Origin of the sequence: Streptomyces sp. BoleA5 (assembly GCF_000373665.1) — a bacterium.
GTDB lineage: Bacteria > Actinomycetota > Actinomycetes > Streptomycetales > Streptomycetaceae > Actinacidiphila.
Genome location: NZ_KB892146.1, coordinates 118389 through 141877, shown reverse-complemented (window position 1 = coordinate 141877; position 23489 = coordinate 118389). Strand labels below are relative to the sequence as shown.

Here is a 23489-nt window from a genome sequence, read left to right as displayed (position 1 = left end):
CGGCTGGGTACGCGCTACGCGTAGGCTGGGAGCGGTCCCGAGTCCCCCGAACCGCATGAGGTGTGTGCCCGTGTCTCCGCGCCGAAACCGCCCGCGAGGCGCCGCCGGCAGAGCCGAGGAGCGTCCGGAGGCCGGTCCGGCCCGAGGCCCGGAGCGTGTGGAGAGCTGGCGGGGAGAGCAGTGGACCGTCCGCCAGCTGGCCGGGAGTACGGGCGGCAAGCACTACCGCTGCCCCGGCTGCGACCAGGAGATCCCGCCGGGGGTTGGCCACTTGGTGGCCTGGCCGGAGCACGGCGGCGTGGAGGACCGGCGCCACTGGCACACCGCCTGCTGGAACGCGAGGGACCGCCGGGGCGCACGCCTCCAGCGGTCCCGCAACGCCCCCCGGTACTGACCGGGGGACGGAAGCCCGGTGCCCCGGGTCAGACGTCGCGCTTGGAGAGCGTCGCGCAGGCCGCGCCCAGGGCGACGGCGGTGATGATCGCGAGCACGACCAACTGGCGCACCCCGTCGGCGTCTCCGTTCTCCAGCATCGGCATCTGGTAGAGCGACGCGATGGCGTTGGGGGAGGAGTACTCGATCAGCTTCTCCTGCACCGTGTGCAGGCTGTCCGACTGCATGAAGATCGCGACGATCAGCGGCAGCAGGACCACGCCCATCATCGTGGTGATCGCGCCCGCGGAGTGCCGCAGCAGCGCGCCCACGGCCAGGGAGAGCAGCCCGAGCAGGGCCACGTACAGGCCGACGCCGACGGTGGCGCCGAGCCACTGGGTGCCGCTGGCGGTGGTGAGGCCGTCCTCGACGACCAGGCGGGGGCCCAGGAAGGAGCCCTCGCCCACCGGCTTGCCGCCGAAGGCGGCGTAGTTCATCAGCGCGGTGAGCGCGCAGGCCGCGGTGGTGACGCTGAAGGTCAGCGCGAAGAAGACGATCGCCTTCGCGGCGAGCACCCGGCCGCGCTGCGGGCAGGCGGTCAGGGTCGTGCGGATCATGCCGGTGCCGTACTCGGAGCTGATCACCAGCACGCCGAGCGTCATCACGCAGAGCTGGCCGAGCAGCACCCCGAACAGGCCGAAGCCGAGGACCGGGTCGGAGACGATCTCGGACGAGTCCAGGCCGACGATCAGCAGGTTGATGCCGAGGATCAGCACCAGCATGACGCCGAGCGTCCAGATCGTGGAGCGCACCGTACGGATCTTGGTCCACTCGGACTTCAGCGCGTGGCCGAGGTGGGTCCTGTGCACCGGGAAGGCGGAGGAGAACTGCGGGGCCGGGCTGTGGACGGGGGCGGTCATCGGGCGTCCTCGACGGGCTGGGTCGGCTGCGGGGCGTCGGACGGGGTGGTGGGCGCCGCGGGCACGGCGGGCTGCGGGGCGGCGGACGGGGTGGTGGGCGCCGCGGGCACGGCGGGCTGCGTGTAGGGGTTCACCGGCGGGGCGTACGGCTGCGCCGGGGGCTGCTGCGGATGCCCGTAGCCGTACCCGTACGGCGGTTGCTGCGGCGCGGGCTGCGGCCAGGGTGCCTGCGGCGGCATGCCCCAGCCGCCGGGCGCCGGCGCGCCGGAGGGCTGCCGCAGACCCTGACGCGGGTCGGCCGTGGAGCGGTAGTCGACGGCGCCGTTGGTGAGGCGCATGTAGGCCTCCTCCAGCGAGGCCTGGTGCGGGGAGAGTTCCCACAGCCGCACCGCGGCCTCGTGCGCGAGGTCGCTGATCCGCGGCAGCTCCAGACCGGTCACGCGCAGCGCGCCGTCCTGCTCCTGCTGCACCTGCGCACCCGCGTCGGTCAGTGCCTTCGTCAGCTTCTCGCGGTCCGCGGCCACATCCGGGGTGCGGACCATCGCGAAGCCGGTGGAGTTGCGGGCGATGAAGTCCTTGACGCTCATGTCGGCGAGCAACTGGCCGCGTCCGATCACGATCAGGTGGTCCGCGGTCAGCGCCATCTCGCTCATCAGGTGCGAGGAGACGAAGACGGTACGGCCCTCCGAGGCGAGCTTGCGCATCAGGTGGCGCACCCAGTGGATGCCCTCCGGGTCCAGGCCGTTGACCGGTTCGTCGAACAGCAGCACCTCGGGGTCGCCCAGCAGCGCCGCGGCGATGCCGAGGCGCTGCCCCATGCCGAGCGAGAAGCCCTTGGAGCGCCTGCCCGCGACCTCCTGCAGGCCCACCACGCCCAGCACCTCGTCCACCCGGCGGGCGGGGATCCCGGACAACTGCGCCAGGCACAACAGGTGGTGGCGCGCACTGCGCCCGCCGTGCACGGCCTTGGCGTCCAGCAGCGCGCCCACCCGGCGCGGGGCGTTGGGCAGCTGCCGGAACGGCTGCCCGCCGACGGTCACCCGTCCCGCGGTGGGAGTGTCCAGGCCCAGGATCATCCGCATCGTGGTCGACTTCCCGGAGCCGTTGGGCCCCAGGAAGCCGGTCACCATGCCGGGCCGCACCTGGAACGACAGGTTGTAGACGGCCGTCTTGCTGCCGTAGGTCTTGGTGAGGCCGACTGCCTCGATCATGCTCCGCCCCTCGACGAACAGTCCGTGGGACGGTGCTCGCCCCCGTGAGGATTAGGAGGCCGGCGGGGGTGGATCGGTTCCCGCCCCGTGAGGCCCCAATCGTCCCGGTGCGGTCAGGCGTCCCGCTTCTTCAGCAGCGCGTAGCCGCCGATCAGCGCCACGATCACCCACAGCGCCATGATGCCGAGTCCGCCCCACGCGCTGTAGGGGGCGGGGTCGTCCGGGGCGATCGTGGCCCGCATGATCTTGCTGCCTGCCTGGTCCGGGAAGTACCGCGCCACCTCCTTGGCGCCCGGTACGGCCGAGAGGATCCCGGAGATCAGGAAGAAGAAGGGGATGAGGATGCCCAGTGAGACCAGCGGGCTGCGCAGCATCGTCGCGACGCCGACCGCGAAGAGCACCATCAGTGTCATGTAGAGGCCGGCTCCGAAGACCGCGCGCAGGACCCCCGGATCGCTGATCGAGGTGTCGAGGTCACCGCCCAGGATGGCCTGGCCGATGAAGAAGGAGACGAAGCTGACGATCACCCCGAGGACGAAGGTGATGCCGGCGGCGACGGCGACCTTGGAGAGGTAGAAGGTCGCGCGCTGCGGCACCGCCGAGAGCGAGGCCCGGATCATGCCCGTGCTGTACTCGCTGGAGATGATCAGCACGCCGAAGGTGATCAGCGCGAGCTGACCGAGGAAGAGACCGGACAGGCTCTGGGCGGTGGCGTCGAACTGGGCGCGGGCGCCCTCTTCGATGGTGTCCCACTGGGTGCGGAAGAGCAGGCAGAACAGACCGCTGATGACGATGGTCAGGACGGCGGCGGACGCCAGCGTCCACACGGTCGACCGGACGGTCCTGACCTTGGTCCACTCCGACTGCAGAACAGCGGTGGTCGCTGCCATGTCAGGCTTCCTTTCCGGTGTTCGTGTTCCAGGCGGCGCCCCACTGGGGCGCGGGAGCCGCGGCCTCGCCGGCCTCCGCCGCCGCCCCACCGGCGTGGTACTCCACCGACTCGGCGGTGAGTTGCATGAACGCCTGCTCCAGGGAGGCCTGCTGGGGGCTGAGCTCGTGCAGCACCAGCTGGTTACGGGCGGCGAGTTCACCGATCTTGGCGGATTCCGCGCCCTCGATCTCGAAGGCGCCCCCGTCGTCGATCACCGCGGTGATCGACGCGGCCGCCAGCGCGTCCTTGAACTTCTCCGGCTCCGGGGTGCGGACGCGGACGTAGGAGCGGGAGTTCTCGGCGATGAAGTCCGCCATCGTCGTGTCCGCCATCAGCTTTCCGCGACCGATCACGATCAGGTGCTCGGCGGTCAGCGCCATCTCGCTCATGAGGTGGCTGGAGACGAAGATCGTGCGGCCCTGGGCGGCCAGCCCCTTCATCAGATTGCGGATCCAGTGGATGCCCTCCGGGTCCAGGCCGTTGACCGGTTCGTCGAACATCAGGATCTCGGGGTCGCCGAGCAGCGCCGCGGCGATGCCGAGACGCTGTCCCATGCCGAGGGAGAACCCCTTGGAACGCTTCTTGGCGACGGGCGCCAGACCGACGATCTCCAGCACCTCGTCGACCCGGCGGGCCGGGATACGGTTGGACTGGGCCAGGCACAGCAGGTGGTTGTACGCCGTGCGACCACCGTGGATGGCCTTGGCCTCGAGCAACGCACCGATGTGCTTCAGCGGTTCGTGCAACTCGCGATAGTGCTTGCCGTCGATGCGGATGCTGCCGCTGGTCGGATTGTCCAGGTCCAGCATCATGCGCATCGTCGTCGACTTGCCCGCCCCGTTGGGGCCGAGGAAGCCGGTGACCACCCCCGGACGCACCGTGAAGGTGAGGTCATCCACCGCGGTCTTGTCCCCGTACCGCTTGGTCAGCCCCTGCAGCTCGATCATGCCGCATACACTATTTGGCCGCGGCGCGCGATGCACGCGGAATTCGCGCCCCCGTTTGTGCCCCCGGACACGACCGAGCCCCCGGCCGGGGAGGCGGGGGGCTCGATGTGCGCCACGGGCTCCGCGGAGCGTCAGCGCTGTGCCGGGACGCCGCGCGAGACGGGCTCGTCGTCGGCGGGGGCGCCGGCCGCGGCGACCGCCGCACCGGTCAGCGTGGCCAGCATCTCGCGGACGTTGGTCAGCTGGGCGTTGATGCTGTCGCGGCGGTTGGTGAGCGCCGCCAGCTCGCGCTCGGACTCGCTGCGGATGCGGTCCGCCTTGGCGTTCGCGTCGGCCACGATGTCCTCGGCCTGGCGCTGAGCGGTCTCCACCGTCTGGCGGGCGCGGCGCTCGGCGTCGGTGCGCAGCTTCTCGGCCTCCAGGCGGAGCTGCTCGGCGCGGTGCTCGATCTCGGCGAGGCGCTTCTCGGCCTTGGCCTGACGCGACGCCAGGTCGCGCTCGGACTGTTCGCGGCGCTTGGCCAGGTTGGTCTCGAAGTCGGCCGCGGCCTGGGCCGCCTTGGCGCGGGTCTCCTCGAAGAGGGCGTCCGCCTCCTCGCGCTTGGCCTGCGCGTCCTTCTGCGCGTCGGCGCGCAGCTGGCCTGCCTCACCCTTGGCCTTCTCGACGATGCGCTCGCCCTCGTCCTCGGCCTTCGTCTTGCGCTCGGCCGCGTAGGACTCGGCGTCGTTGCGCACCTGGGTGGCGGCGGACTCGGCCAGCTCGCGGTGCTGCTCGGCGGCGCGGCGGGCCTCCTCGCGCAGGTCCTTCGCCTCCTCCTCCGCGAGGCGGAGGATCTTCTCGACGCGCGCGCCGAGACCGGCGTAGGACGGTTCGGCGTCGTTGACCTGGGCCTGCGCGTTCTGGGTCTCGAGGTGGAGTTCCTCGATGCGCTTCTCCAGCGCGTTGATCCGGGCCAGCGCGCTGTCACGGTCGGCGACGAGTTTGGTGATGCGGTCGTCCACCTGACCGCGGTCGTATCCACGCCGCACGAGCTCGAAGCCGAAGGGGGAGGAAGTGTCGCTCATGGGGTTCCTGTCAATTCAGACCGGGTGGGGTGATAGGGGGAATCCTAGGGGCCGAAGCGGCGTGTCTTACAGTCACTGTCCAGTAACTGTGCACATTGTCCGCTCAATCGAGTGGCGCATCGTCGGACCGCTTGCTCCCTGTCCGGGGCGTACCGACCGTTGCACCAGCGGTGACCGCGTTCTTACCGTTCTGTGTGGCGTTCTGACCGTTGCCCTTCCCCCCGTCGGCCGGCTGCTGGAATGACTCCAGTGCCTCGAGGACATCCTGCACGCGGGTGATCTCCGCATTGATGTCCTGACGGCGCCGGCTGAGCAGCTCGAGCTCCTTCTTGCCCTCGGTCACGATGCGCTCGGCCTCGACGCGGGCCTCGCTGCGCACCCGCTCCGCGTCGCGCTCCGTGTCGTTCTTCTTCTGCTCGGCCCCCTTGAGCAGCTCCTCCGCCTTCTTCACCGCGGCGATGCGGACCTTGCTCGCCTCCGCGCTCGCGTTGGACCGCGTCTCCTCGGCCCTGGCCTCGGCCTCCGAGACCAGCTCGCGGGCCTTGGCCTCGGCCTTCTCCAACTGCTCCGTGGCGGCCTCGACGAGCTTGTCGACCCGCTCGCCCGCCGACTTCATGGTGGCGGCCGACTCCGTACGGGCCCGCTGGTGCAGCTCCTCGACCTCGGCCTCGACGCGCTGCCGCAGCTCCGTCGCGCGCTCGCGGATGGCGGTGGCGTCCCTGCGGGCCTCTTCGAGCAGCGTGTCGGCGTCCGTACGGGCCCGCTCCACCATGCCGTTGCTCTCCGAGGTGGCCCCGGCGACGATCCGGTCGGCCTCCTTGCGGGCGGCGCCGACCATCGTGTCGGCCTGCTCCTCCGCGGCGGTGCCGATCTTGAGGGCCTCACCCTGGGCCTGCGAGATGAGCTCGTCCGCCTGCGCCGCGGCTTCGGCGCGGCGCTTGTTGGCGTCCTCGCGGGCCTCGTCCCGGATCCGGTCGGACTCCGCGCGGGCGGCCTCGGCGTCGCGCTCGGCGGACTGCAGCGCGTCCTTGGCGAGGATGCCCAGCCGCTCCGCCTCCGCACGGGCCTTGGTGATCAGCTGGTCCGCCTGCTGGGCCGCGTCCGTGCGGCGCTTGTTGGCCTCGTCGCGCGCCTCGTCCATGATGCGGCGGGCCTCCGCCTCGGCGCTGCCCAGCGTCTCCTCGGCCGCGCGCCGGCGCTCCTCGGCGTCCCGCTCCGCGGATTCGAGGGCGTCCTTGGCGAGGATGCCCAGTCGCTCGGCGTCGCGCTGCGCCTTGCCCACGGTCTCCTCGGCCCGGGCGGCGGCGTCGGCGCGGAGCCGGTCGGCCTCCTCGATGGCCTCGGTGAGCAGCCGGTCGGCCTGCTCCGCGGCCTCCACCCGCTGCCGGTTGGCCTCGTCGCGGGTCTCCGTCCGCAGCCGGTCGGCCTCCTCGATCGCCTCGCCGACCGTGCGGTCGGCCAGCTGCCGGGCCTCCTCGGCCTCCTCCTGCGCCTCGCGGCGCATCCGCTGGGCGTCCTCGGTGGCGCGCTCGCGCTCGGCGTTGGCGTCCGCGTGCAGTCGGTCCGCGGCCTCCTGGGCCTCGGACCGCAGGCGCTCCGCGGCGTGCTCGGCCGCCGAGCGCAGCCCGGTGATCTCCTCCTCGGCCTGCTCGTGCATGCCGTTGACCGAGTCCCGCACCTGCTGGGCGGTCTGCTCGGCCGCGCCGACCAGCTCGGCCGCGTGCCGCTCGGCCTCGGCGACCAGCCGCTCCGCCTCAGCGCCGGCCTCTTCCACCCGCTTGCGGGCGGCGGCCAACAGCTCCTCGCCCTCGCGGCCGGCCTGCGCGCGCTCCTGCTCCGCCTCGCCGCGGGCCGCGGCCAGCAGCTCCTCGGCCTCCCGGCGGCGGCGCACGGCCTCCTCCTGTGCGGCGGACAGCGCCTCGGCCGCCTCGGCCCGCAGCCGTCCGGCGGTCTCCTGAGCCTCGGCCCGGACCCGGTCGGCGGTCTCCTGGGCCTCGGCGCGCAGCGTCTCGGCCTCGGCGGCGGCGTCGCCGCGCAGGCGTACGGCGAGCTGCTCGGCCTCGGCCCGGGTCTGCGAGGCGTCGGCGGCGGCCTCGTCCCGCAGCCGTACCGTCTCCTGCTCGGCCTGCTCCTGCAGCCCGCGGACCCGCTCGGCGACCTCCGTGCGCAGCGTGGCCGCCTCCTCGGCGGTCTCGCGGCGCAGCCGCTCCGCCTCGGTGCGGGCCTCGCGCAGCGCCTCCTCGGCCGCGGCGATGCGGTGCTCGGCCTCCTCGCGCAGCCGGACCAGATCGGCCTCGGCCTCGTCGCGCAGCCGCTGGGCGGCCCGCTCGGCCTCCTCGCGCAGCAGCACGCCGGCGCTCTCGGCGTCCTCCTTGACCTGCTCCGCCTGCTGCTCGGCCTCGGCGCGGACCTGCTCGGCCTCGCCCCGCGCGCGCTCCAGCAGTTCGTCTGCCTGCCGGCGCAGGCCACCGGCACGCTCGATCGCCTCGGTGCGGAGCTTCTCGGAGTCGGCGGTCGCCTTCTGCCGGTGCTCCGCGGCATCGGCCTTCGCCTTGGTCAGCAGCTCCTCGGCGGACCGGGCCGCCTCCTCGATCTGCTGCACCGCCTCGCGCCGCGCCTCGCCGCGGATGCGCTCGCCCTCGGCGACCGCCTCGGCGCGCAGCTGCTCGGCCTCGCCGCGCAGCCTGCGGGCCTCCTCCTGCAGCTCGACCGTCTTGGCGCGGTACTCCTTGGTGTCGTCCTTGGCGGTGCCGAGCAGTTCCTCGGCCGACTCCTCGGCCTGGCTGCGGAGGCGGTCCGCCTCGGCCTCCGCCTCGCGGCGGATGCGCTCGGCCTCCTCGCTCGCCGCGCCGGTGGTGGCACGGGCGTCCTCGGTGGCCTTGTTGAGCACCTCCTCGGCGGTGCGGGCCGCCTTGGCCAGTGCCGCCGCGGCGTCCTCGGCCGCCTCGGACTTGGCGGTCTCCTGGGCCTGGCTGCGCAGCCGCTCGGCCTCGTTGGTGGCGTCGGCGAGGATCTGCTCGGCCTCGGCCTTGGCGGCCTCCGCCTCCTTGGTCGCCTCGGCGACCAGCCGGGCCACCTCGGCCTTGGCCGTACGGGTGCGCTGCTCGATGTCGGCGTCGACGGTGGCCAGCCGCTTGGCGGCGTTGGCCGAGGCCTCCTCGCGGAGCCGGTCGGCCTCGCTCTGCGCCTCGCGCAGCTTCTCCTGTGCCTCGCGCAGCTTCTCCTCGGCGGAGCGGGAGAGTTCGCCGGCCTGCGTGCGGGCGTTGTCGGTGTCGCTCTGGGTGGAGGCACGCAGCTGCTCGGCCTGTGTGGTGGCCTCCTGGGCCTGGCTGGCCGCGGCGTTCAGCAGCCGCTCGGCGTCCGCGCGGGCCCGGCGCAGCAGTTGATCGGCCTCGGCGCGCGCGGTCGAGGCCTCGGACTCCAGCCGGTCGCGGGCGCCCTCGGCGATCCGCTGCGCCTCGGCGCGTGCGGCGGCCAGTGCGGCCTCCGACTCGGCGCGGGTCTCCTCCATGAGCCGGCGGGCCTGCGACTCGGCGCGGGCCCGCAACTGCTCGGCCCAGGCCACGTTCTCGTTGACGTGGCTCTCGACGTTGGTGCGGCGCTCGGCCAGCTCCTCGTCGAGCCGGCGGCGCCGGCTGACGGCCTCGGCGTGCCACTCGGCCTCCACGCGGGCCTGGTGCTCGGCCTGCTCCTGGAGGAGGCGCTGGGTGGCTGCGCGGGCCTCGCGCAGCTCCCGCTCCGCGTCGGCGCGCAGTTGGTCGGCCTGGATCTGGGCATTGCGCAGCAACTGGTCGGCCTGGTGGCCGAGGTTGTCGTAGGCAGGGCGGCTCGCGAGGTTGCGGCGCGCCTCGTGCAGCTTGGCGCGCAGCACCTCGACCTGGTAGCCGAGGTCGTCGGCATGCTGGACGACCTTGTCCCGCTCCTTACGAAGCCGCTCCATCTCGGCCTCGAACTGCGAGAGGTGGTCGTCCTCAACCTCGTAGCGGTCGTAGCCCCGCACTCCGCGGTCCCATCCGTCTCCTGGTGTACCCACCCGCCAACCGAGTGAGATTCCCCGGGGCCCCGTTAACCGCGGAGCCTTGCGGAGAATTGTGTCCGATCCCACGCCGAGGCGCGGGCAGGTACCCCAGCCCACCCCGGGGTCGCCAGGCCACTCTACCGGGGCGAGTCGTCTCCGGTCAGTGGTCCTTGGCCGAGGTGACGAGCTCGGTGAGCACACCATGGCAGTCCTTGGGGTGCAGGAAGGTGATCCGCGACCCCATGGAACCCTTGCGCGGGCTGTCGTAGAGCACCCGCACGCCCTTGTCGCGGACGGAAGCCGCGTCCGCGTCGACGTCCTCGGTGCCGAAGGCGATGTGGTGCACCCCCTCGCCGTTCTTGGCCAGCCACTTGGCGACGGTGGAGTCCTCGCGGGTGGGCTCCAGCAGCTGCAGGTAGGAGGCCCCGCCGTCGGAGGTCTCGTTGATCTTGAGCATGGCCTCGCGCACCCCCTGCTCCTCGTTGACCTCGGTGTGGAACACCTCGAAGCCATAGGTGGCACGGTAGAACTCGACGGTCTTGTCGAGGTCGAAGCAGGCGATGCCGATGTGGTCGATTCGCGTCAGCATGACTCCAGTGGACCGCCGGTCGCCATGGTCACGCAACGTGCGCGCGATCACACCGTCTGCCGGGTGACCGCCGGCTCCACCCCTCAGTACATTGACAGCACCCTCGAAAACCATCGTTAACATTCCCTCTGTGCAAAGGGGCCGCGTCATGACCAGCCAGGCACGAACGTCCGTGATCGTCGCGGGTGCGCGCACCCCCATGGGCCGGCTCCTCGGCTCGCTGCGCACCTTCTCCGGGGCCGAACTCGGCGCCGTGGCCATCAAGGCCGCGCTGGACCGGGCCGGCATCGGCGGCGACCAGGTGCAGTACGTGATCATGGGTCAGGTGCTCCAGGCGGGTGCCGGGCAGATCCCCGCCCGCCAGGCCGCGGTCAAGGCCGGCATCCCGATGAACGTCCCGGCGCTGACGATCAACAAGGTCTGCCTGTCCGGACTGGACGCCATCGCTCTGGCGGACCAGTTGATCCGGGCGGGTGAGTTCGACGTCGTCGTGGCCGGCGGCCAGGAGTCGATGACCAACGCCCCGCACCTGCTGCCCAAGTCCCGCGAGGGCTTCAAGTACGGCGCCGTCCAGATGCTGGACGCCATGGCGCACGACGGCCTGACCGACGCCTTCGAGGACATCGCGATGGGCGAGTCGACCGAGAAGCACAACACGCGCCTGGGCATCGGCCGCGCCGAACAGGACGAGATCGCCGCGCTCTCCCACCAGCGGGCGGCCGCCGCGCAGAAGAACGGCCTGTTCGAGGCCGAGATCACCCCGGTGGAGATCCCGCAGCGCAAGGGCGAGCCGGTGGTGTTCGCCAAGGACGAGGGCATCCGCGCCGAGACCACGGCGGAGTCGCTCGCCAAACTGCGCCCGGCCTTCAGCAAGGACGGCACGATCACCGCGGGCACCTCCTCGCAGATCTCCGACGGCGCCGCCGCGGTGGTCGTGATGAGCAAGGCCAGGGCCGAGGAGCTGGGCCTGGAGTGGATCGCCGAGATCGGCGCCCACGGCAACGTGGCCGGCCCGGACAACTCGCTGCAGTCGCAGCCGTCCAACGCCATCGCGCACGCCCTGAAGAAGGACGGCCTGTCGGTCGGGGACCTGGACCTGATCGAGATCAACGAGGCGTTCGCGGCGGTGTCGGTGCAGTCCATGAAGGACCTGGGCGTGACACCTGAAAAGGTGAACGTCAACGGCGGTGCGATCGCCCTCGGCCACCCGATCGGCATGTCCGGCGCCCGCATCGTCCTGCACCTGGCCCTGGAGCTCAAGCGCCGCGGCGGCGGTGTGGGCGCGGCGGCCCTGTGCGGTGGCGGCGGCCAGGGCGACGCCCTGATCATCCGCGTACCCGGCAAGTAGCCGCATACCGGCAAGCGACGGCACAAACGGCGAGTGAGCCGAAGGGGAGCGGCCGTTGCCGAAAGGGAGAGCGCGCTGAGTCTGCGAGGAACGAGCAGGCGAGCACGGTCGACCTTCCCCAGCTACCGCTGGGAGGGGCCCCGGCAACGGCTGGGCGAACCGGAGGCGAACCGAGCCCGAGAAATGAGGAGCGATGGACGTCCCCACCCTGGTGGAGCAGGCGCGGCAGGGCCGCCCGAGGGCGGTTGCCCGGCTGATCTCACTGGTGGAGGGGGCGTCACCGCAGTTGCGCGAGGTGATGGCCGCGCTCGCGCCGCTGACCGGTGGCGCGTACGTGGTCGGGCTGACCGGCTCGCCCGGCGTCGGCAAGTCCACGTCGACGTCGGCGCTGGTCTCGGCCTACCGGCGGGCCGGCAGGCGGGTCGGGGTGCTGGCCGTGGACCCCTCCTCGCCGTTCAGCGGTGGCGCCCTGCTCGGCGACCGGGTCCGGATGAGCGACCACGCGTCCGACCCCGGCGTCTACATCCGTTCCATGGCCACCCGCGGCCACCTGGGCGGCCTGGCCTGGGCCGCGCCGCAGGCGATCCGCGTGCTCGACGCGGCCGGCTGCGAGGTGGTCCTGGTGGAGACCGTCGGCGTCGGCCAGTCCGAGGTGGAGATCGCCGCCCAGGCCGACACCTCCGTGGTGCTGCTCGCGCCGGGCATGGGTGACGGCATCCAGGCGGCGAAGGCGGGCATCCTGGAGATCGGCGACGTGTACGTCGTCAACAAGGCCGACCGGGACGGCGCCGACGCGACCGCCCGCGAGCTCAACCACATGCTGGGCCTGGGCGAGACCCGCCGGCCGGGCGACTGGCGCCCACCGATCGTCAAGACGGTCGCCGCCCGCGGCGAGGGCATCGACGAGGTGGTCGAGGCCCTGGAGAAGCACCGCGCGTGGATGGAGGAGCACGGGGTGCTCGCGGAGCGCCGGCTGCGCCGCGCGGCCCTGGAGGTCGAGCACATCGCCGTCACCACGCTGCGCGAGCGCATCGGCGACCTCCACGGCGACCGCCGCCTCGGCGCGCTCGCCGAACGGATCGTCGCCGGAGGTCTGGACCCGTACGCCGCCGCCGACGAGCTCGTCGCGGGCCTCACCGAGCAGGCCTGAGGCCCGCACCTTCGGGCCCGCGCCCTCGCGCGCGGGCCCTCGCGGCGGGTCAGGCCTTGCCGCGCACCGCGCGCAGGTGGTCCGCGACCGGGTTGAGGGCCCTGCGGAGGGCCGCCAGGTCCTCGGCGGGGAGCAGGTCGATGAAGTGCTCCCGTACGGCGGCGACGTGGTGCGGGGCGACCTTGCGCATGGTCTCCCAGCCGTCCTCGGTCAGGACGGCGAACAGCCCGCGCCGGTCGGACTCGCAGTTCTCGCGGCGGACCAGGCCCGCGGTCTCCATGCGGCTGATCTGGTGCGACAGCCGGCTCTTGGACTGCAGGGTGGCGCGGGCCAGGTCACTCATCCGCATGCGGTGCTCGCTCGACTCCGAGAGGTTCACCAGGATCTCGTAGTCGTTGTAGGTCAGACCGAACGGCTGCAGATCCCGTTCGAGCTGGTGCGTCAGCAGCTTGCTGACCTCCAGGTGGATGCGCCAGGTGCGCTGCTCGTCGGCGGTCAGCCAAAGGGTGCCGGTCTCTGTCTCCATGATGGAATTATACCCAGAAAGTTGAAATCCGGATTATTCGGGGGTCCCGGTACGTGTCGGTAGGTTCACAGACCGAAGCGGCGCTGCAGGTCCCCGAGCTGTCCGGGGAGCCTCGGCACGCCCTGGGGCGCACCCGGGGTGCCCGTTCCGCCGCCGGGGACACCGGCCTCGTGCGGGACCGCGCCCGTCGCCTGCTCGGGCATGAGCACCTCGCTCGACTGGAGCAGCACCTGCCCCGCGCCCACGAACTCGAACTGGTGCTCCTCGCCCGAGGTGCCGCCGACGCCGGTCAGCGCCCGCAGCCCGCCCAGGACGCCGCGCATGTACCCGTGGTCGTAATGGTGGCAGGGGGAGGGGCAGTCCGCCCATCCCACCAGGGCCTGCGGGTCGACGCGGACCGGCGGCTCGACGAAGTGCACGGCGCCGTTGGAGGCCGCCACGAACTTCCCCGTGCCGATCAGGGTGAGGAAACCGGGGATGATCGACTGCTTGAGCGACAGGCCCGGCTGGAAGGCCAGCAGGTTGCCCGACCGGATGGTCAGGTTGCCGTCCTCCAGGTCGAAGGAGTTCACGTCGAACGCCCGGTCGGCGAGGATCATCTTGCCCTGGCCCTCGGCGACCACCCAGTCCGCGGCGTGCAGCGGGGAGTGGAAGTTGCTGCGGATCAGCCCGTCGAGGGCACCGTGGCCGATGCCGTGGAAGCTGATCTGCCCGTAGTAGGCGATCATCTTCCCCTTCTGCAGGAACCACTGGCCCTTCAGGTCGACGCTGAAGGCGTACGGGTTGACGTTGTCGTCGACCGGCAGGGTGTACGGGTCGTGGACGACCGGTCCGGTGCTCACAGCTTCTCCTCACTCGCCTGGACGTAGACCGTGCCCTGACCCGACAGCTCCAGCTGGAACGCCTCGCCGGAGCCGCGGCCCACCATGTCGCGCCAGCCGAGCGCGGTGGACAGCTTGTTGCGCACGTCGCCGCGGTGGGCGACATACGCCTGGGGGTCGACGTGCACCGGGCGCTGCGGGGTGATCGGCAGCTCGATGACACCGCCGTGCGCCATCACCGCGACGGCGCCGTGCCCCTGCAGGGTGGTGGTGAACAGCCCCTGGCCGGTGACCTGGCCGCGGATGACGCCCATGACGCCGCCCTGGGATCCCATGAACATCGTGCCCTGCCGCAGCGAGCCGTCGAAGGCCAGCAGCCGGTCCGCCTCGACGTACAGGGTGTCGCCGCCCAGGTCCACGCAGTGCACGTGGTGGCCGCCGTGGCCGAACATCACCGAGCCGTGGCCCTCGACGGTCATCAGCGGGGTCGCCTCGTTGGCCAGCCGGCGGCCGATCATGGAGCCGATGCCGCCCTGGCCGCCCTGCAGGTTCGGGGTGAAGCTCACGTTCCCCCGGTAGGCCAGCATCGCGCCGCGCTGGCTGAACAGCCGCTGGCCCGGCAGCACCTGGGCCTCGACCATCTTGGAGTTGATGCGGGTGAACGGCATCAGATCTGCCCCCCGATGGTGTTGCGCTCGCTCGGCTGCACGTACACCAGGCCGTCGCCCTCGAAGCGGATCTGGAAGGACTCGCCGCCCGACTCGCCGATCACCGTCCGCCAGCCGATGCCCGCCTGGAAGTGCTGCTGGAGGTTGCCGGTGTGCGCCACGTACGCGCCCGGGTCCACCTGCAGCGGCATCCCGGGGGTGACGCGGAGCACCACCGCCGGGCCGTCGGAGGTGATCGCGGCCTGGCCGGCGCCCTCCACCGTGGTGGTGAACAGGCCGTTGCCCTGCGAGGCGCCGCGCAGCCCGGTGAAGGTGGTCCCGGTCCGCAGCGTCGCCTCGGTGGCGAGCAGATTGCTGGCCTCGACGTAGAGCTTCTCGCCGTTCAGCCGCACGAGGTTGATCTCGCTCGCGCGGTCGGCGAAGTAGCAGGTGCCCTGCCCTCGTACCTCCATGACCTCCATGGACTCGCCGGTCAGCCGTCGGGTCACCATGCCGCGCAGACCCTCGCCGCCCCCGGACATCTTCTTGAAGCTCATCTGGCCGTCGTACGCGACCATCGAGCCGTTCTTCGCCTTCACGGCGTCGCCGGCCATGTCCACGGCGAGCACCTTGCTGCCCTGCAATCGAAACTGAGCCACGGGTCAGACCGTATCCGTCCGGGAGGAACCCGTCACCAGGGTCCTCGTCACATGATGTGCACCGGCTTCGCGCGGCGCTCCCGCCGCCCCGGGTGGAACGTCCATCCCGCTTCCTCCTCCTTCAGGGGCCGCTCGTCGCGTGTCGTGGAGGGGGACGCCGTCCGCGCGCCGGCGGTTCACCGGCGCCCCGCGACCCCGGGGGAGGGGCGGTCCGGGAGCCGGGTCATAATGGGCGGAGCGTTTGTGATCGCATTCACAAACAATCCGATCGCCGGCCCCGGCGCCCGCCGCAGTCCCTGTCCCGATAGTGAGGTCCCGTGGACACCAAGACCGCCTCCGCACTCAACCGGCTCCGCCTGGTCTCCGCCCCGGAAGGGGTCTCCTTCCTGCTCCTGCTGATCTGCTCGGTGCTCAAGCGCACCACGGACTTCAACGCGGTCCCGGTGATGGGGATGATCCACGGCATCCTCTTCGTCCTCTACGTCGTGTTCTGGCTGGACGCCTGGAACCGCGCCAAGTGGCCGTTCGGCCGCGCCGCGCTCTACTTCGTGTTCTCCGTGCTCCCCACCGGCGGCTTCTTCGCCGAGCGCAGGCTGCGCCGCGAGGCCGAGGACAGTGTCATCGCCGCCCGGGCGCGCAAGGAGCTCAAGGAAGGCGTGGTCGAGGCATGATCGTCGCCTTCTCCGTCACCCCGCTCGGCGTCGGCGAGGAGGTCGGTGCGTACGTGGCCGACGCGGTCCGCGTGGTGCGCGAGTCGGGCCTGCCCCACCGCACCGACGCGATGTTCACCTCCATCGAAGGTGAGTGGGACGAGGTCATGGACGTCGTCAAGCGCGCCGTGGCCGCGGTCGAGGCCCGGGCGCCGCGCGTCTCGGTGGTCCTCAAGGCCGACATCCGGCCCGGCGTCACCGACGGGCTCACCTCCAAGGTGGAGACCGTCGAGCGGAACCTCGCGCAGTAGGCGTCCGGCCCCCCGCGGGGTACCGCGCACCGGCGGTCAGTCGCCGGCCAGCGCGCCGCCCAACGGGGTGCGTTCGTACAGCACCTGGTGGCCGTAGCGGCGTGAGGTGAGCAGGCCCGCGTCCCGCAGGACCGCCAGGTGCGCCGACACGGACGACAGCGCGAGGCCGTGCCGGTGGGCGAGCGCGGTCGTGGTCGCGGGCTCGCCCAGCCCGCCGAGGATGGCGGCGCGGTTGGCGCCGAGCAGCCGCACCAGGGCTTCGGAGGCGGCCTGCGGCGCCTGCCACAGCCCGCCGATGCCGCGGGCCGGATAGACGACGGTGCCCTGCCAGGGCGGGTCGAAGCCCGCCGCGATGTCCGGCCACACGAAGACGCTGGGCGCCAGGACCAGGCCCTCGCCGCCCAAATCACGGTCGTGCTCCGTCGGCTTGTGCAGCGTGAGGGTGTCGTCGGCCCAGCTCAGCGACGGGTGGAGGTCGGCGAAGAGCCCGCTCAGCCCGCCGTCCGCGAGCCGGCGCGCGCGGAAGGCGATATCCGCCTCCAGTACGGCCCGCAGCCGGGGCCAGTACGGGGCGACCAGCGCCTGCCAGGCCCGCTCGTACAGGTCCGCCAGTTCCCGTACCGCGCGCGCCGGATCGGCCAGCATCGCGCGGCCCTGAGGAGTGGCGGCGGCGCCGGGGGTGTCCGCGAGCGAACGCGCCAGGTCCTGCCGGGCGACCTCCGGGTCGGTGGCACGCACCCGGGCGAGTTCGTCCTCGATGGCCGCCGACGGGCCCAGCGGCGGCGGGCAGAGGAAGTCCGGGCTGTGACCGGGGCGGGGCATCAGCAGCCACAGCGGGGTCAGGTCCAGCGCCCGGGCCGCCTCACGGGTCTGCCGCAGCCAGGGCATGTGGTAGGCCTGCAGCCCCGGCTCCTTCAGGGTGCGGACCGCGCCCTCGGTCTCCCACAGCGGGGAGACCGCGAACCGGCAGCGCAGCAGGTCGTCGGGTCCGAAGCGCATGCGGAACGGCACGGCACGCCCTCCGCTCATCTGGGGTGGGACTCATTACTTTCGGCTGGAGCCGAAACACTACGCCGTGCCCCCTCCCGGCCGCCAGGCTGCGCCCATGACGCTGAACACCGACTCCACCGCGGCCGGCCCGGCCGCCGGGCGCGGCTACCGCGCGGTCTTCGCCGTACGGGAGTTCCGGGCCGTCTTCGCGGCGCACGTGCTGTCGCTCCAGGGCACCGTGGTCGCCGAGATCGCGCTGTCCGTGCTGGTGTTCCGGCTCACCGGGTCGCCGTTGCTGACCGCGCTCACCTTCGCGCTCGGCTTCGTGCCGTACGCGCTGAGCGGCACCCTGCTCGGCGGGATCGCCGACCGCTTCCCGCCGCGCCGGGTGCTCGTCGTCTGCGACCTGCTGTGCGCACTGTGCGCGACCGGGATGGTGCTGCCCGGGACGCCGATCGCGGTCCTGCTGGGCCTGCGCTGCGTGATGGCGATGATCGCGCCGGTGTTCACCGGCACCCGGGCCGCGAGCCTGGCCGACATCCTGCCGGGCGACACCTTTGTGCTGGGCCGGTCCCTGATCCGTATGGTCGCGCAGGGCGCGCAGATCGTGGGTTTCGGCGTCGGCGGGTTCCTGCTGGTCGTCCTCCCGCCCCGGGCCGCGCTGGCGATCACCGCGGCGGCCTTCCTCGGTTCCGCGGTGCTGCTGCGCCTCGGCACCGCACGGCGTCCGGCTCGCGGCGCCGGCGCGGCGCGTTCCGCGGGCGGCACCGGCCGCCTGATGCGGGACCCCCGGGTGCGGTACCTGCTGCTGCTCTGCTGGATCCAGCCGTTCTTCGTGGTGTTCCCCGAGGCGCTCGCGGCCCCCTACACCGACTCCATCGGCGCGGGCACCCCGGGCCTCGGCCTCTTCATGGCGGCGATGCCCGTCGGCACCGTCCTCGGCGAACTCCTCGCGGGCGCCTTCCTGCCGCCGGCCGCCCGGGCCCGGCTGGCCGTCCCGCTCGCCGCGTGCTCGCTCCTGCCGTACGCCCTGTTCGCCCTGCGCCCCTCGCTGCCGCTGGCCGTCGCCGCGATGTTCGTCACGGGCCTGACGGCCGCGTACACCCTCGGGCTCGACCAGTGGTTCGTGGCGGCGGTCCCGGAGGCGTTGCGGGGGCGGGCGATGACGTTGCAGTCGGCGGGGCTGATGACGATCCAGGGGCTGGGGATGGCGGTGGCGGGTGCGGCGGCGGAGTTCGTGGCGCCTCACGTGGTGGCGGCCGGCGCGGCCGGTGCGGGGACGGTGTGCGTGCTGGCGGTGCTCGGGCGGGTGCGCAGGACTGCCGCAGGCGGTGTCTGAGCGGGCCGGGCGGAGAAGGTGCCCGTGGTGCCGCGGACCGTATGGGGCGGTCCGCGGCACCACGAGTGATGGGGCGCCGGTCGGGTCAACGGTCCTGGGTCAGCTGACGTTGACCCCGGTCCATGCGGCGGCGACCGCGTTGTACTCGGCGGAGCCGGTTCCGTACAGGTCCTTGGCCGCGCTCAGGGTCGCGGTGCGGGCCTTGGCGTAGTTGGTGGACGAGGTGAAGTACACCGTCAGCGCGCGGTACCAGACGGCGGCGGCCTTGGCGCGGCCGATGCCGGTGACGGTGGAGCCGTTCTTCGTCGGGCTGTTGTAGGCGACACCGTTGACGGTCTTGGCGCCGCTGCCCTCGGAGAGCAGGTAGAAGAAGTGGTTGGCCACGCCCGACGAGTAGTGGACGTCGAGGTTCTTCACCGAGGACGACCAGTAGTCGGCGGAGGCGCCGTCCTTGGACGGCTTGTCCATGTACCGCAGCGGGCTGCCGTCGCCGTTGATGTCGATCTTCTCGCCGATGAGGTAGTCGGGCGTGTCCGAGGGCAGGTTCGCGTAGAACTCCACCATGGTGCCGAAGATGTCGGAGGTGGCCTCGTTGAGGCCGCCGGACTCCCCGGAGTAGGTCAGGCCCGCCGTGGCGCTGGTGACGCCGTGGGATATCTCGTGGCCCGCGACGTCGAGGGCGGTCAGCGGGTGGGTGTTGCCCGAGCCGTCGCCGTAGGTCATGCAGAAGCAGCTGTCGTCCCAGAAGGCGTTGACGTAGTTACTGCCGTAGTGGGCGCGTGACAGGGAGCCCTTGCCGTCGTTGCGGATGCCGGAGCGGGCGAAGGTGTTCTTGTAGAAGTCCCACGTCGCCGCGGCGCCGAACTGCGCGTCCACGGCGGCGGACTGGCGGTTGGAGGGGGAGCCGTTGCCCCAGACGTCGTCGGCGTCGGAGAAGGTGGTCCCGGTGCCGCTGGTGCGGTTGTTCAGGTCCGTGGTGTAGATGCCGCCGCGGCTCGCGTCCTTGAGCGTGAAGGTGCTGCCGGACTTCGTGGTGGTGAGCTGGACCGAGCCCACGTGGACGCCGGTCCCGCTGCCGGTCTGGATGCCTTCGTAGGCCTGGATCACGGCGCCGGTGGCGGCGTCGGTGACGACGTTGAGCGCGCTGGGGGTGCCGTCGGCCTGGGTGCCGTGGACCACGGTCCGGTACGCCAGGCGGGGCGTGCCGCTGACGGCCCAGACGACCTTCTCGGGGGCGGCGGCCGCCCCGACCGCCTTCAGCGGCTCCTCGCCCTTGACGAGCGGGGTCTTGAGCAGGCCCTTGACGGTTGCCGTGGCCTTCTCCCGGGCGGCGGCGGCCGTGACGGAGGGCGTGAGCGTGGCGGGCGCGATTCTCGCGGTGGCCGCGCGCGAGACGGACCGGGTGGCGCCGCTCCTGTCCTGGTGCACCACCAGGTCGCCGCCGAGCACCTCCAGGCCGGCGTAGGTGCGGTCGTAGCGCAGGTGACGGGTGCCGTCGGGGTCGACGACGGCGTCCCTGACGGTCAGTTGCTCGCGGTCGCCCAGGCCGAGGCTCCCGGCGAGGCCGGCGGCCTCGCCGCGGGCGTCGGACAGGGCCTGTGCGTGGGTGGCGGCGATGCCCTGGGCGGTGGGGGCGCTCTGGGCGTTCGCCGCGAGGGACTGGAGACCGCCGGCCAGGAGCGCCGAGGCGGCGGCGAGCGTGCCGAATGCCAGCTTCTTGCGCAATGTGACTCCTTGGCTCCCGTCGCGTGGGGGCGACGGGCGAGGACCCCGGGCATGTGGGTGACCGGGGCCGTGTGGGGGGTGCGCGGTGTTCCGCGCGGCAAGGAGCCTCGCACCGAACGGAGGGTTAATGACAGGTGCATTTCATCCTTTGGCCGGTTCGCGTGACGGCGACCCCGGCCCATGCGGCCATCTCCCGGCCCAAAGGGTGACAACTCCGTCCCGCGCGTAGGGGAAACCCTCCCCGGGGAGGGCGGCTTTCCGGTCACGATCCGCGTTCTGGATGGCTGAAACATCGCGGTAATACGTGTGACGGGAAACCGCCGTACGATCACGCGCACCATGGCGCCGGTGGACGACGCCGTCCCGCCCCGCGAGACGCTGCTGCCCAGCATGTGACCGACGGGTAGGCTCGGGCCTGTGCCCAAGCCGCTGAGCCTGCCCTTCGACCCCATCGCCCGTGCCGACGAGATCTGGACCCGGCGCTGGGGGCGTGTGCCCTCGATGGTCGCGATCACGTCGATCATGCGCGCCCAGCAGATCCTGCTCTCCCAGGTCGACTCCGTCGTCAAGCCGTACGGGCTGACCTTCGCCCGCTACGAGGCGCTGGTGCTGCTGGCCTTCAGCAAGGAGGGCGAGCTGCCGATGTCCAAGATCGGCGAGCGCCTCATGGTGCACCCCACCTCGGTCACCAACACCGTCGACCGCCTGGTCGCCGCGGGCTTCGTCGCCAAGCGGCCCAACCCGAACGACGGCCGCGGCACGCTCGCCTCCATCACCGCCAAGGGCCGCGAGGTGTGCGAGGCGGCCACCGAGGACCTCATGGGGATGAAGTTCGGGCTCGGCGCGTACGACGACGAGGAGTGCGCGGAGATCTTCGACCTGCTGCGACCGCTGCGCATAGCCGCTGGGGACTTCGAGGAGTGAGACCCGCCACGGCCGGGGCCGTGGCGGGTGCCGGAATCGCAGCGGTTACGCTCGTTCGCATGAAGCAGAGTGTTCTGACCCGGTACCGCACGCTCGCCTACGTGACGGGCGTGCTGCTGGTGCTGCTGACCATCGGCGTGATCGCCAAGTACGTGCTGGAGATCGACGGCGCCGCGGGTTTCACCAAGGTCGTCAGCATCGCCCACGGCTGGCTGTACGTCCTCTACCTGGTCTTCGCCTTCGACCTGGGCTCCAAGGCGAAGTGGCCGATCGGCAAGCTGGCCTGGGTGCTGCTGGCCGGCACGATCCCCACCGCCGCGTTCTTCGTCGAGCGCAAGGTGAGCCGCGAGGTCACCCCGCTGGTGGTGCCCGCGGGTGAACCCGTCAAGGTCTGACACTCGCCTGACCTGCGGTTTCCTCCCCTCCCTCAGTGGACGGGAGGATTCGGCGTCGACAAATACTAGGACGTCCTAGTATTTTCGCCTTGTAGGGGCCATCCTCGTGCTACGGGGACGCGCCCGGTAGGCGAGAGAGGCGGAGACACGGCATGGACGCTGCAGCCATCGAGGAGGGGCGCAGCCGCTGGCAGGCGCGCTACGACGCCGCGCGCAAGCGCGAGGCTGACTTCAGCACGCTCTCCGGCGATCCGGTCGAGCCCGTGTACGGCCCGCCCGCGGGTGAGGGCGTACCCGGCTTCGAGCGGATCGGCTGGCCCGGCGAGTACCCCTTCACGCGCGGACTGCACCCGACCGGTTACCGGGGCCGTACGTGGACGATCCGCCAGTTCGCGGGCTTCGGCAACGCCGAGCAGACCAACGAGCGCTACAAGATGATCCTGGAGGCGGGCGGCGGCGGCCTGTCCGTCGCCTTCGACATGCCCACCCTCATGGGCCGCGACTCCGACGACCCCCGCTCGCTGGGTGAGGTCGGCCACTGCGGTGTCGCCATCGACTCCGCCGCCGACATGGAGGTCCTGTTCAAGGACATCCCGCTGGGCGACGTCACCACCTCCATGACGATCTCCGGCCCCGCGGTGCCGGTCTTCTGCATGTACCTGGTGGCCGCCGAGCGCCAGGGCGTCGACCCCGCCGTGCTCAACGGCACCCTGCAGACCGACATCTTCAAGGAGTACATCGCGCAGAAGGAGTGGCTGTTCGCCCCCGAGCCGCACCTGCGCCTGATCGGCGACCTGATGGAGCACTGCGCGGCGGGCATCCCCGCGTACAAGCCGCTGTCGGTCTCCGGCTACCACATCCGCGAGGCCGGCTCCACGGCCGCGCAGGAACTCGCCTACACACTCGCCGACGGCTTCGGCTACGTGGAGCTGGGACTGTCCCGCGGGCTGGACGTCGACACCTTCGCGCCGGGCCTGTCCTTCTTCTTCGACGCGCACCTGGACTTCTTCGAGGAGATCGCCAAGTTCCGCGCCGCGCGCCGGATCTGGGCCCGCTGGATGCGCGACGTGTACGGCGCCACGACCGACAAGGCGCAGTGGCTGCGCTTCCACACCCAGACCGCGGGCGTCTCGCTGACCGCTCAGCAGCCGTACAACAACGTCGTCCGCACCGCCGTGGAGGCCCTGGCCGCGGTCCTCGGCGGCACCAACTCGCTGCACACCAATGCGCTGGACGAGACGCTGGCGCTGCCCAGTGCCCAGGCGGCGGAGATCGCGCTGCGCACGCAGCAGGTGCTGATGGAGGAGACCGGCGTCGCCAATGTGGCCGACCCGCTGGGCGGCTCCTGGTACGTCGAGGCGCTGACCGACCGCATCGAGGCGGACGCGGAGAAGATCTTCGACAAGATCAAGGAACTCGGCGCCCGCGCGGTGCCGGACGGCCGGCACCCGGTCGGCCCCATCACCTCGGGCATCCTGCGCGGCATCGAGGACGGTTACTTCACCGGCCAGATCGCCGAGGCCGCCTTCGAGTACCAGCGCGCTCTGGAGAAGGGCGACAAGAGGGTCGTCGGCGTCAACTGCCACACCGGCTCCGTGACGGGCGACCTGGAGATCCTGCGGGTCAGCCACGAGGTCGAGCGCGAGCAGGTCCGCGTGCTCGCCGACCGCAAGGGCGAGCGCGACGACGCCGCCGTCCGCAAGGCACTGGACGCGATGCTGGCCGCCGCCCGGGACGGCGGCAACATGATCGGGCCGATGCTGGACGCGGTGCGGGCCGAGGCCACGCTCGGCGAGATCTGCGGCGCCCTGCGCGACGAGTGGGGCAGCTACACCGAGCCCGCCCGCTTCTGACGGACGACGCGGGGCCCGTCGGGAACAGCGCGTGTTCCCGACGGGCCCCGCCATCCGTCGTGTCCGCCGCCCCCGGAGCCCGGGGGCCGCGGACACACG

22 protein-coding genes are annotated in these 23489 nt (G+C 72.0%); 9 read left to right on the top strand and 13 right to left on the bottom strand.

The genetic code is table 11. The features are described from left to right. The first annotated feature begins 70 nt into the window (after positions 1–70). Positions 71–394, top strand: coding sequence for a hypothetical protein (locus B085_RS0136310; protein WP_026251812.1), 324 nt, complete (start codon positions 71–73; stop codon positions 392–394). A 28-nt stretch (positions 395–422) separates the two neighbouring features. Here the strand turns inward: B085_RS0136310 and B085_RS0136305 are convergent, their stop codons facing one another. The 7 genes from B085_RS0136305 to mce form a co-directional block, all read right to left on the bottom strand. Beyond that, positions 423–1292, bottom strand: coding sequence for an ABC transporter permease subunit (locus B085_RS0136305; protein WP_018563508.1), 870 nt, complete (start codon positions 1290–1292; stop codon positions 423–425). After that, the gene (locus B085_RS0136300) at positions 1289–2503 is read right to left on the bottom strand and encodes an ABC transporter ATP-binding protein (RefSeq protein WP_018563507.1); all 1215 of its coding nucleotides are present in this window, start codon (positions 2501–2503) and stop codon (positions 1289–1291) included. Before B085_RS0136300 ends, B085_RS0136305 begins: the two co-directional genes overlap by 4 nt. A gap of 113 nt (positions 2504–2616) precedes the next feature. Further along, positions 2617–3393 carry an ABC transporter permease gene (locus B085_RS0136295; RefSeq protein WP_018563506.1) on the bottom strand — a complete coding sequence of 259 codons (777 nt, stop codon included), beginning with the start codon at positions 3391–3393 and terminating at the stop codon, positions 2617–2619. 1 nt (position 3394) lies between these two features. After that, a complete protein-coding gene (locus B085_RS0136290; protein ID WP_018563505.1) occupies positions 3395–4381 on the bottom strand; it encodes an ABC transporter ATP-binding protein in 987 nt (328 codons plus the stop codon). Between the two features lie 131 nt (positions 4382–4512). Beyond that, entirely contained in the window at positions 4513–5445 is a 933-nt protein-coding gene (locus B085_RS0136285; protein ID WP_018563504.1) for a cellulose-binding protein, read from the bottom strand. Positions 5446–5548: 103 nt separating this feature from the next. After that, positions 5549–9445 carry a polarized growth protein Scy gene (gene scy, locus B085_RS0136280; RefSeq protein WP_018563503.1) on the bottom strand — a complete coding sequence of 1299 codons (3897 nt, stop codon included), beginning with the start codon at positions 9443–9445 and terminating at the stop codon, positions 5549–5551. A gap of 178 nt (positions 9446–9623) precedes the next feature. Next, a complete protein-coding gene (mce, locus tag B085_RS0136275) occupies positions 9624–10052 on the bottom strand; it encodes a methylmalonyl-CoA epimerase (RefSeq protein ID WP_018563502.1) in 429 nt (142 codons plus the stop codon). A gap of 172 nt (positions 10053–10224) precedes the next feature. On the opposite strand from mce, the gene B085_RS0136270 reads away from it, so the two are divergent. After that, positions 10225–11400 carry an acetyl-CoA C-acetyltransferase gene (locus B085_RS0136270; RefSeq protein ID WP_018563501.1) on the top strand — a complete coding sequence of 392 codons (1176 nt, stop codon included), beginning with the start codon at positions 10225–10227 and terminating at the stop codon, positions 11398–11400. A gap of 193 nt (positions 11401–11593) precedes the next feature. After that, complete coding sequence (gene meaB / locus B085_RS0136265; RefSeq protein WP_018563500.1) at positions 11594–12550, top strand: methylmalonyl Co-A mutase-associated GTPase MeaB; 957 nt, start codon at positions 11594–11596, stop codon at positions 12548–12550. A 49-nt stretch (positions 12551–12599) separates the two neighbouring features. Here the strand turns inward: meaB and B085_RS0136260 are convergent, their stop codons facing one another. From B085_RS0136260 to B085_RS0136245, 4 genes are all read right to left on the bottom strand, one after another. Further along, positions 12600–13076: a MarR family winged helix-turn-helix transcriptional regulator gene (locus tag B085_RS0136260; protein ID WP_018563499.1), complete on the bottom strand. Its 477-nt coding sequence runs from the start codon at positions 13074–13076 to the stop codon at positions 12600–12602. Between the two features lie 65 nt (positions 13077–13141). Next, positions 13142–13918: an AIM24 family protein gene (locus B085_RS0136255; protein WP_018563498.1), complete on the bottom strand. Its 777-nt coding sequence runs from the start codon at positions 13916–13918 to the stop codon at positions 13142–13144. Continuing rightward, positions 13915–14565, bottom strand: a complete 651-nt coding sequence (locus B085_RS0136250) for an AIM24 family protein (RefSeq protein WP_018563497.1) — start codon at positions 14563–14565, stop codon at positions 13915–13917. Before B085_RS0136250 ends, B085_RS0136255 begins: the two co-directional genes overlap by 4 nt. Continuing rightward, positions 14565–15203 carry an AIM24 family protein gene (locus tag B085_RS0136245; protein WP_026251811.1) on the bottom strand — a complete coding sequence of 213 codons (639 nt, stop codon included), beginning with the start codon at positions 15201–15203 and terminating at the stop codon, positions 14565–14567. The genes B085_RS0136250 and B085_RS0136245 overlap by 1 nt, the downstream gene beginning before the upstream one ends. 317 nt (positions 15204–15520) lie before the next feature. Here B085_RS0136245 and B085_RS0136240 point away from each other — a divergent pair, with 317 nt between their 5' ends. Together B085_RS0136240 and B085_RS0136235 are read left to right on the top strand one after the other, a co-directional pair. Continuing rightward, complete coding sequence (locus B085_RS0136240; protein ID WP_018563495.1) at positions 15521–15874, top strand: DUF3817 domain-containing protein; 354 nt, start codon at positions 15521–15523, stop codon at positions 15872–15874. Further along, complete coding sequence (locus tag B085_RS0136235; protein WP_018563494.1) at positions 15871–16164, top strand: MTH1187 family thiamine-binding protein; 294 nt, start codon at positions 15871–15873, stop codon at positions 16162–16164. The genes B085_RS0136240 and B085_RS0136235 overlap by 4 nt, the downstream gene beginning before the upstream one ends. Before the next feature lie 36 nt (positions 16165–16200). On the opposite strand, the gene B085_RS0136230 is transcribed toward B085_RS0136235, so the two are convergent. Further along, the gene (locus B085_RS0136230; protein WP_026251810.1) at positions 16201–17175 is read right to left on the bottom strand and encodes an ArsR/SmtB family transcription factor; all 975 of its coding nucleotides are present in this window, start codon (positions 17173–17175) and stop codon (positions 16201–16203) included. 94 nt (positions 17176–17269) lie between these two features. On the opposite strand from B085_RS0136230, the gene B085_RS0136225 reads away from it, so the two are divergent. Next, positions 17270–18493 carry an MFS transporter gene (locus B085_RS0136225; protein ID WP_018563492.1) on the top strand — a complete coding sequence of 408 codons (1224 nt, stop codon included), beginning with the start codon at positions 17270–17272 and terminating at the stop codon, positions 18491–18493. Between the two features lie 99 nt (positions 18494–18592). Here B085_RS0136225 and B085_RS0136220 read toward each other — a convergent pair whose 3' ends face one another. Beyond that, positions 18593–20218: a M4 family metallopeptidase gene (locus B085_RS0136220; protein WP_018563491.1), complete on the bottom strand. Its 1626-nt coding sequence runs from the start codon at positions 20216–20218 to the stop codon at positions 18593–18595. A 417-nt stretch (positions 20219–20635) separates the two neighbouring features. On the opposite strand from B085_RS0136220, the gene B085_RS0136210 reads away from it, so the two are divergent. From B085_RS0136210 to B085_RS0136200, 3 genes are all read left to right on the top strand, one after another. Continuing rightward, positions 20636–21142, top strand: coding sequence for a MarR family winged helix-turn-helix transcriptional regulator (locus B085_RS0136210; RefSeq protein ID WP_018563489.1), 507 nt, complete (start codon positions 20636–20638; stop codon positions 21140–21142). Between the two features lie 59 nt (positions 21143–21201). Continuing rightward, on the top strand, positions 21202–21537 hold the full coding sequence (locus B085_RS0136205; protein ID WP_018563488.1) for a DUF3817 domain-containing protein: 336 nt from the start codon (positions 21202–21204) through the stop codon (positions 21535–21537). A 152-nt stretch (positions 21538–21689) separates the two neighbouring features. After that, on the top strand, positions 21690–23390 hold the full coding sequence (locus B085_RS0136200) for an acyl-CoA mutase large subunit family protein (RefSeq protein ID WP_018563487.1): 1701 nt from the start codon (positions 21690–21692) through the stop codon (positions 23388–23390). The last annotated feature ends 99 nt before the right edge of the window (positions 23391–23489 follow it).

Coding starts and splice junctions, on each gene's coding strand:
- B085_RS0136250 (WP_018563497.1), bottom strand. CDS start 14,565: ATGCCGTTCACCCGCATCAACTCCAAGATGGTCGAGGCCCAGGTGCTG.
- B085_RS0136260 (WP_018563499.1), bottom strand. CDS start 13,076: ATGGAGACAGAGACCGGCACCCTTTGGCTGACCGCCGACGAGCAGCGC.
- B085_RS0136285 (WP_018563504.1), bottom strand. CDS start 5,445: ATGAGCGACACTTCCTCCCCCTTCGGCTTCGAGCTCGTGCGGCGTGGA.
- B085_RS0136300 (WP_018563507.1), bottom strand. CDS start 2,503: ATGATCGAGGCAGTCGGCCTCACCAAGACCTACGGCAGCAAGACGGCC.
- mce (WP_018563502.1), bottom strand. CDS start 10,052: ATGCTGACGCGAATCGACCACATCGGCATCGCCTGCTTCGACCTCGAC.
- B085_RS0136205 (WP_018563488.1), top strand. CDS start 21,202: ATGAAGCAGAGTGTTCTGACCCGGTACCGCACGCTCGCCTACGTGACG.
- B085_RS0136290 (WP_018563505.1), bottom strand. CDS start 4,381: ATGATCGAGCTGCAGGGGCTGACCAAGCGGTACGGGGACAAGACCGCG.
- B085_RS0136225 (WP_018563492.1), top strand. CDS start 17,270: ATGACGCTGAACACCGACTCCACCGCGGCCGGCCCGGCCGCCGGGCGC.
- B085_RS0136295 (WP_018563506.1), bottom strand. CDS start 3,393: ATGGCAGCGACCACCGCTGTTCTGCAGTCGGAGTGGACCAAGGTCAGG.
- B085_RS0136200 (WP_018563487.1), top strand. CDS start 21,690: ATGGACGCTGCAGCCATCGAGGAGGGGCGCAGCCGCTGGCAGGCGCGC.
- meaB (WP_018563500.1), top strand. CDS start 11,594: ATGGACGTCCCCACCCTGGTGGAGCAGGCGCGGCAGGGCCGCCCGAGG.
- B085_RS0136305 (WP_018563508.1), bottom strand. CDS start 1,292: ATGACCGCCCCCGTCCACAGCCCGGCCCCGCAGTTCTCCTCCGCCTTC.
- B085_RS0136235 (WP_018563494.1), top strand. CDS start 15,871: ATGATCGTCGCCTTCTCCGTCACCCCGCTCGGCGTCGGCGAGGAGGTC.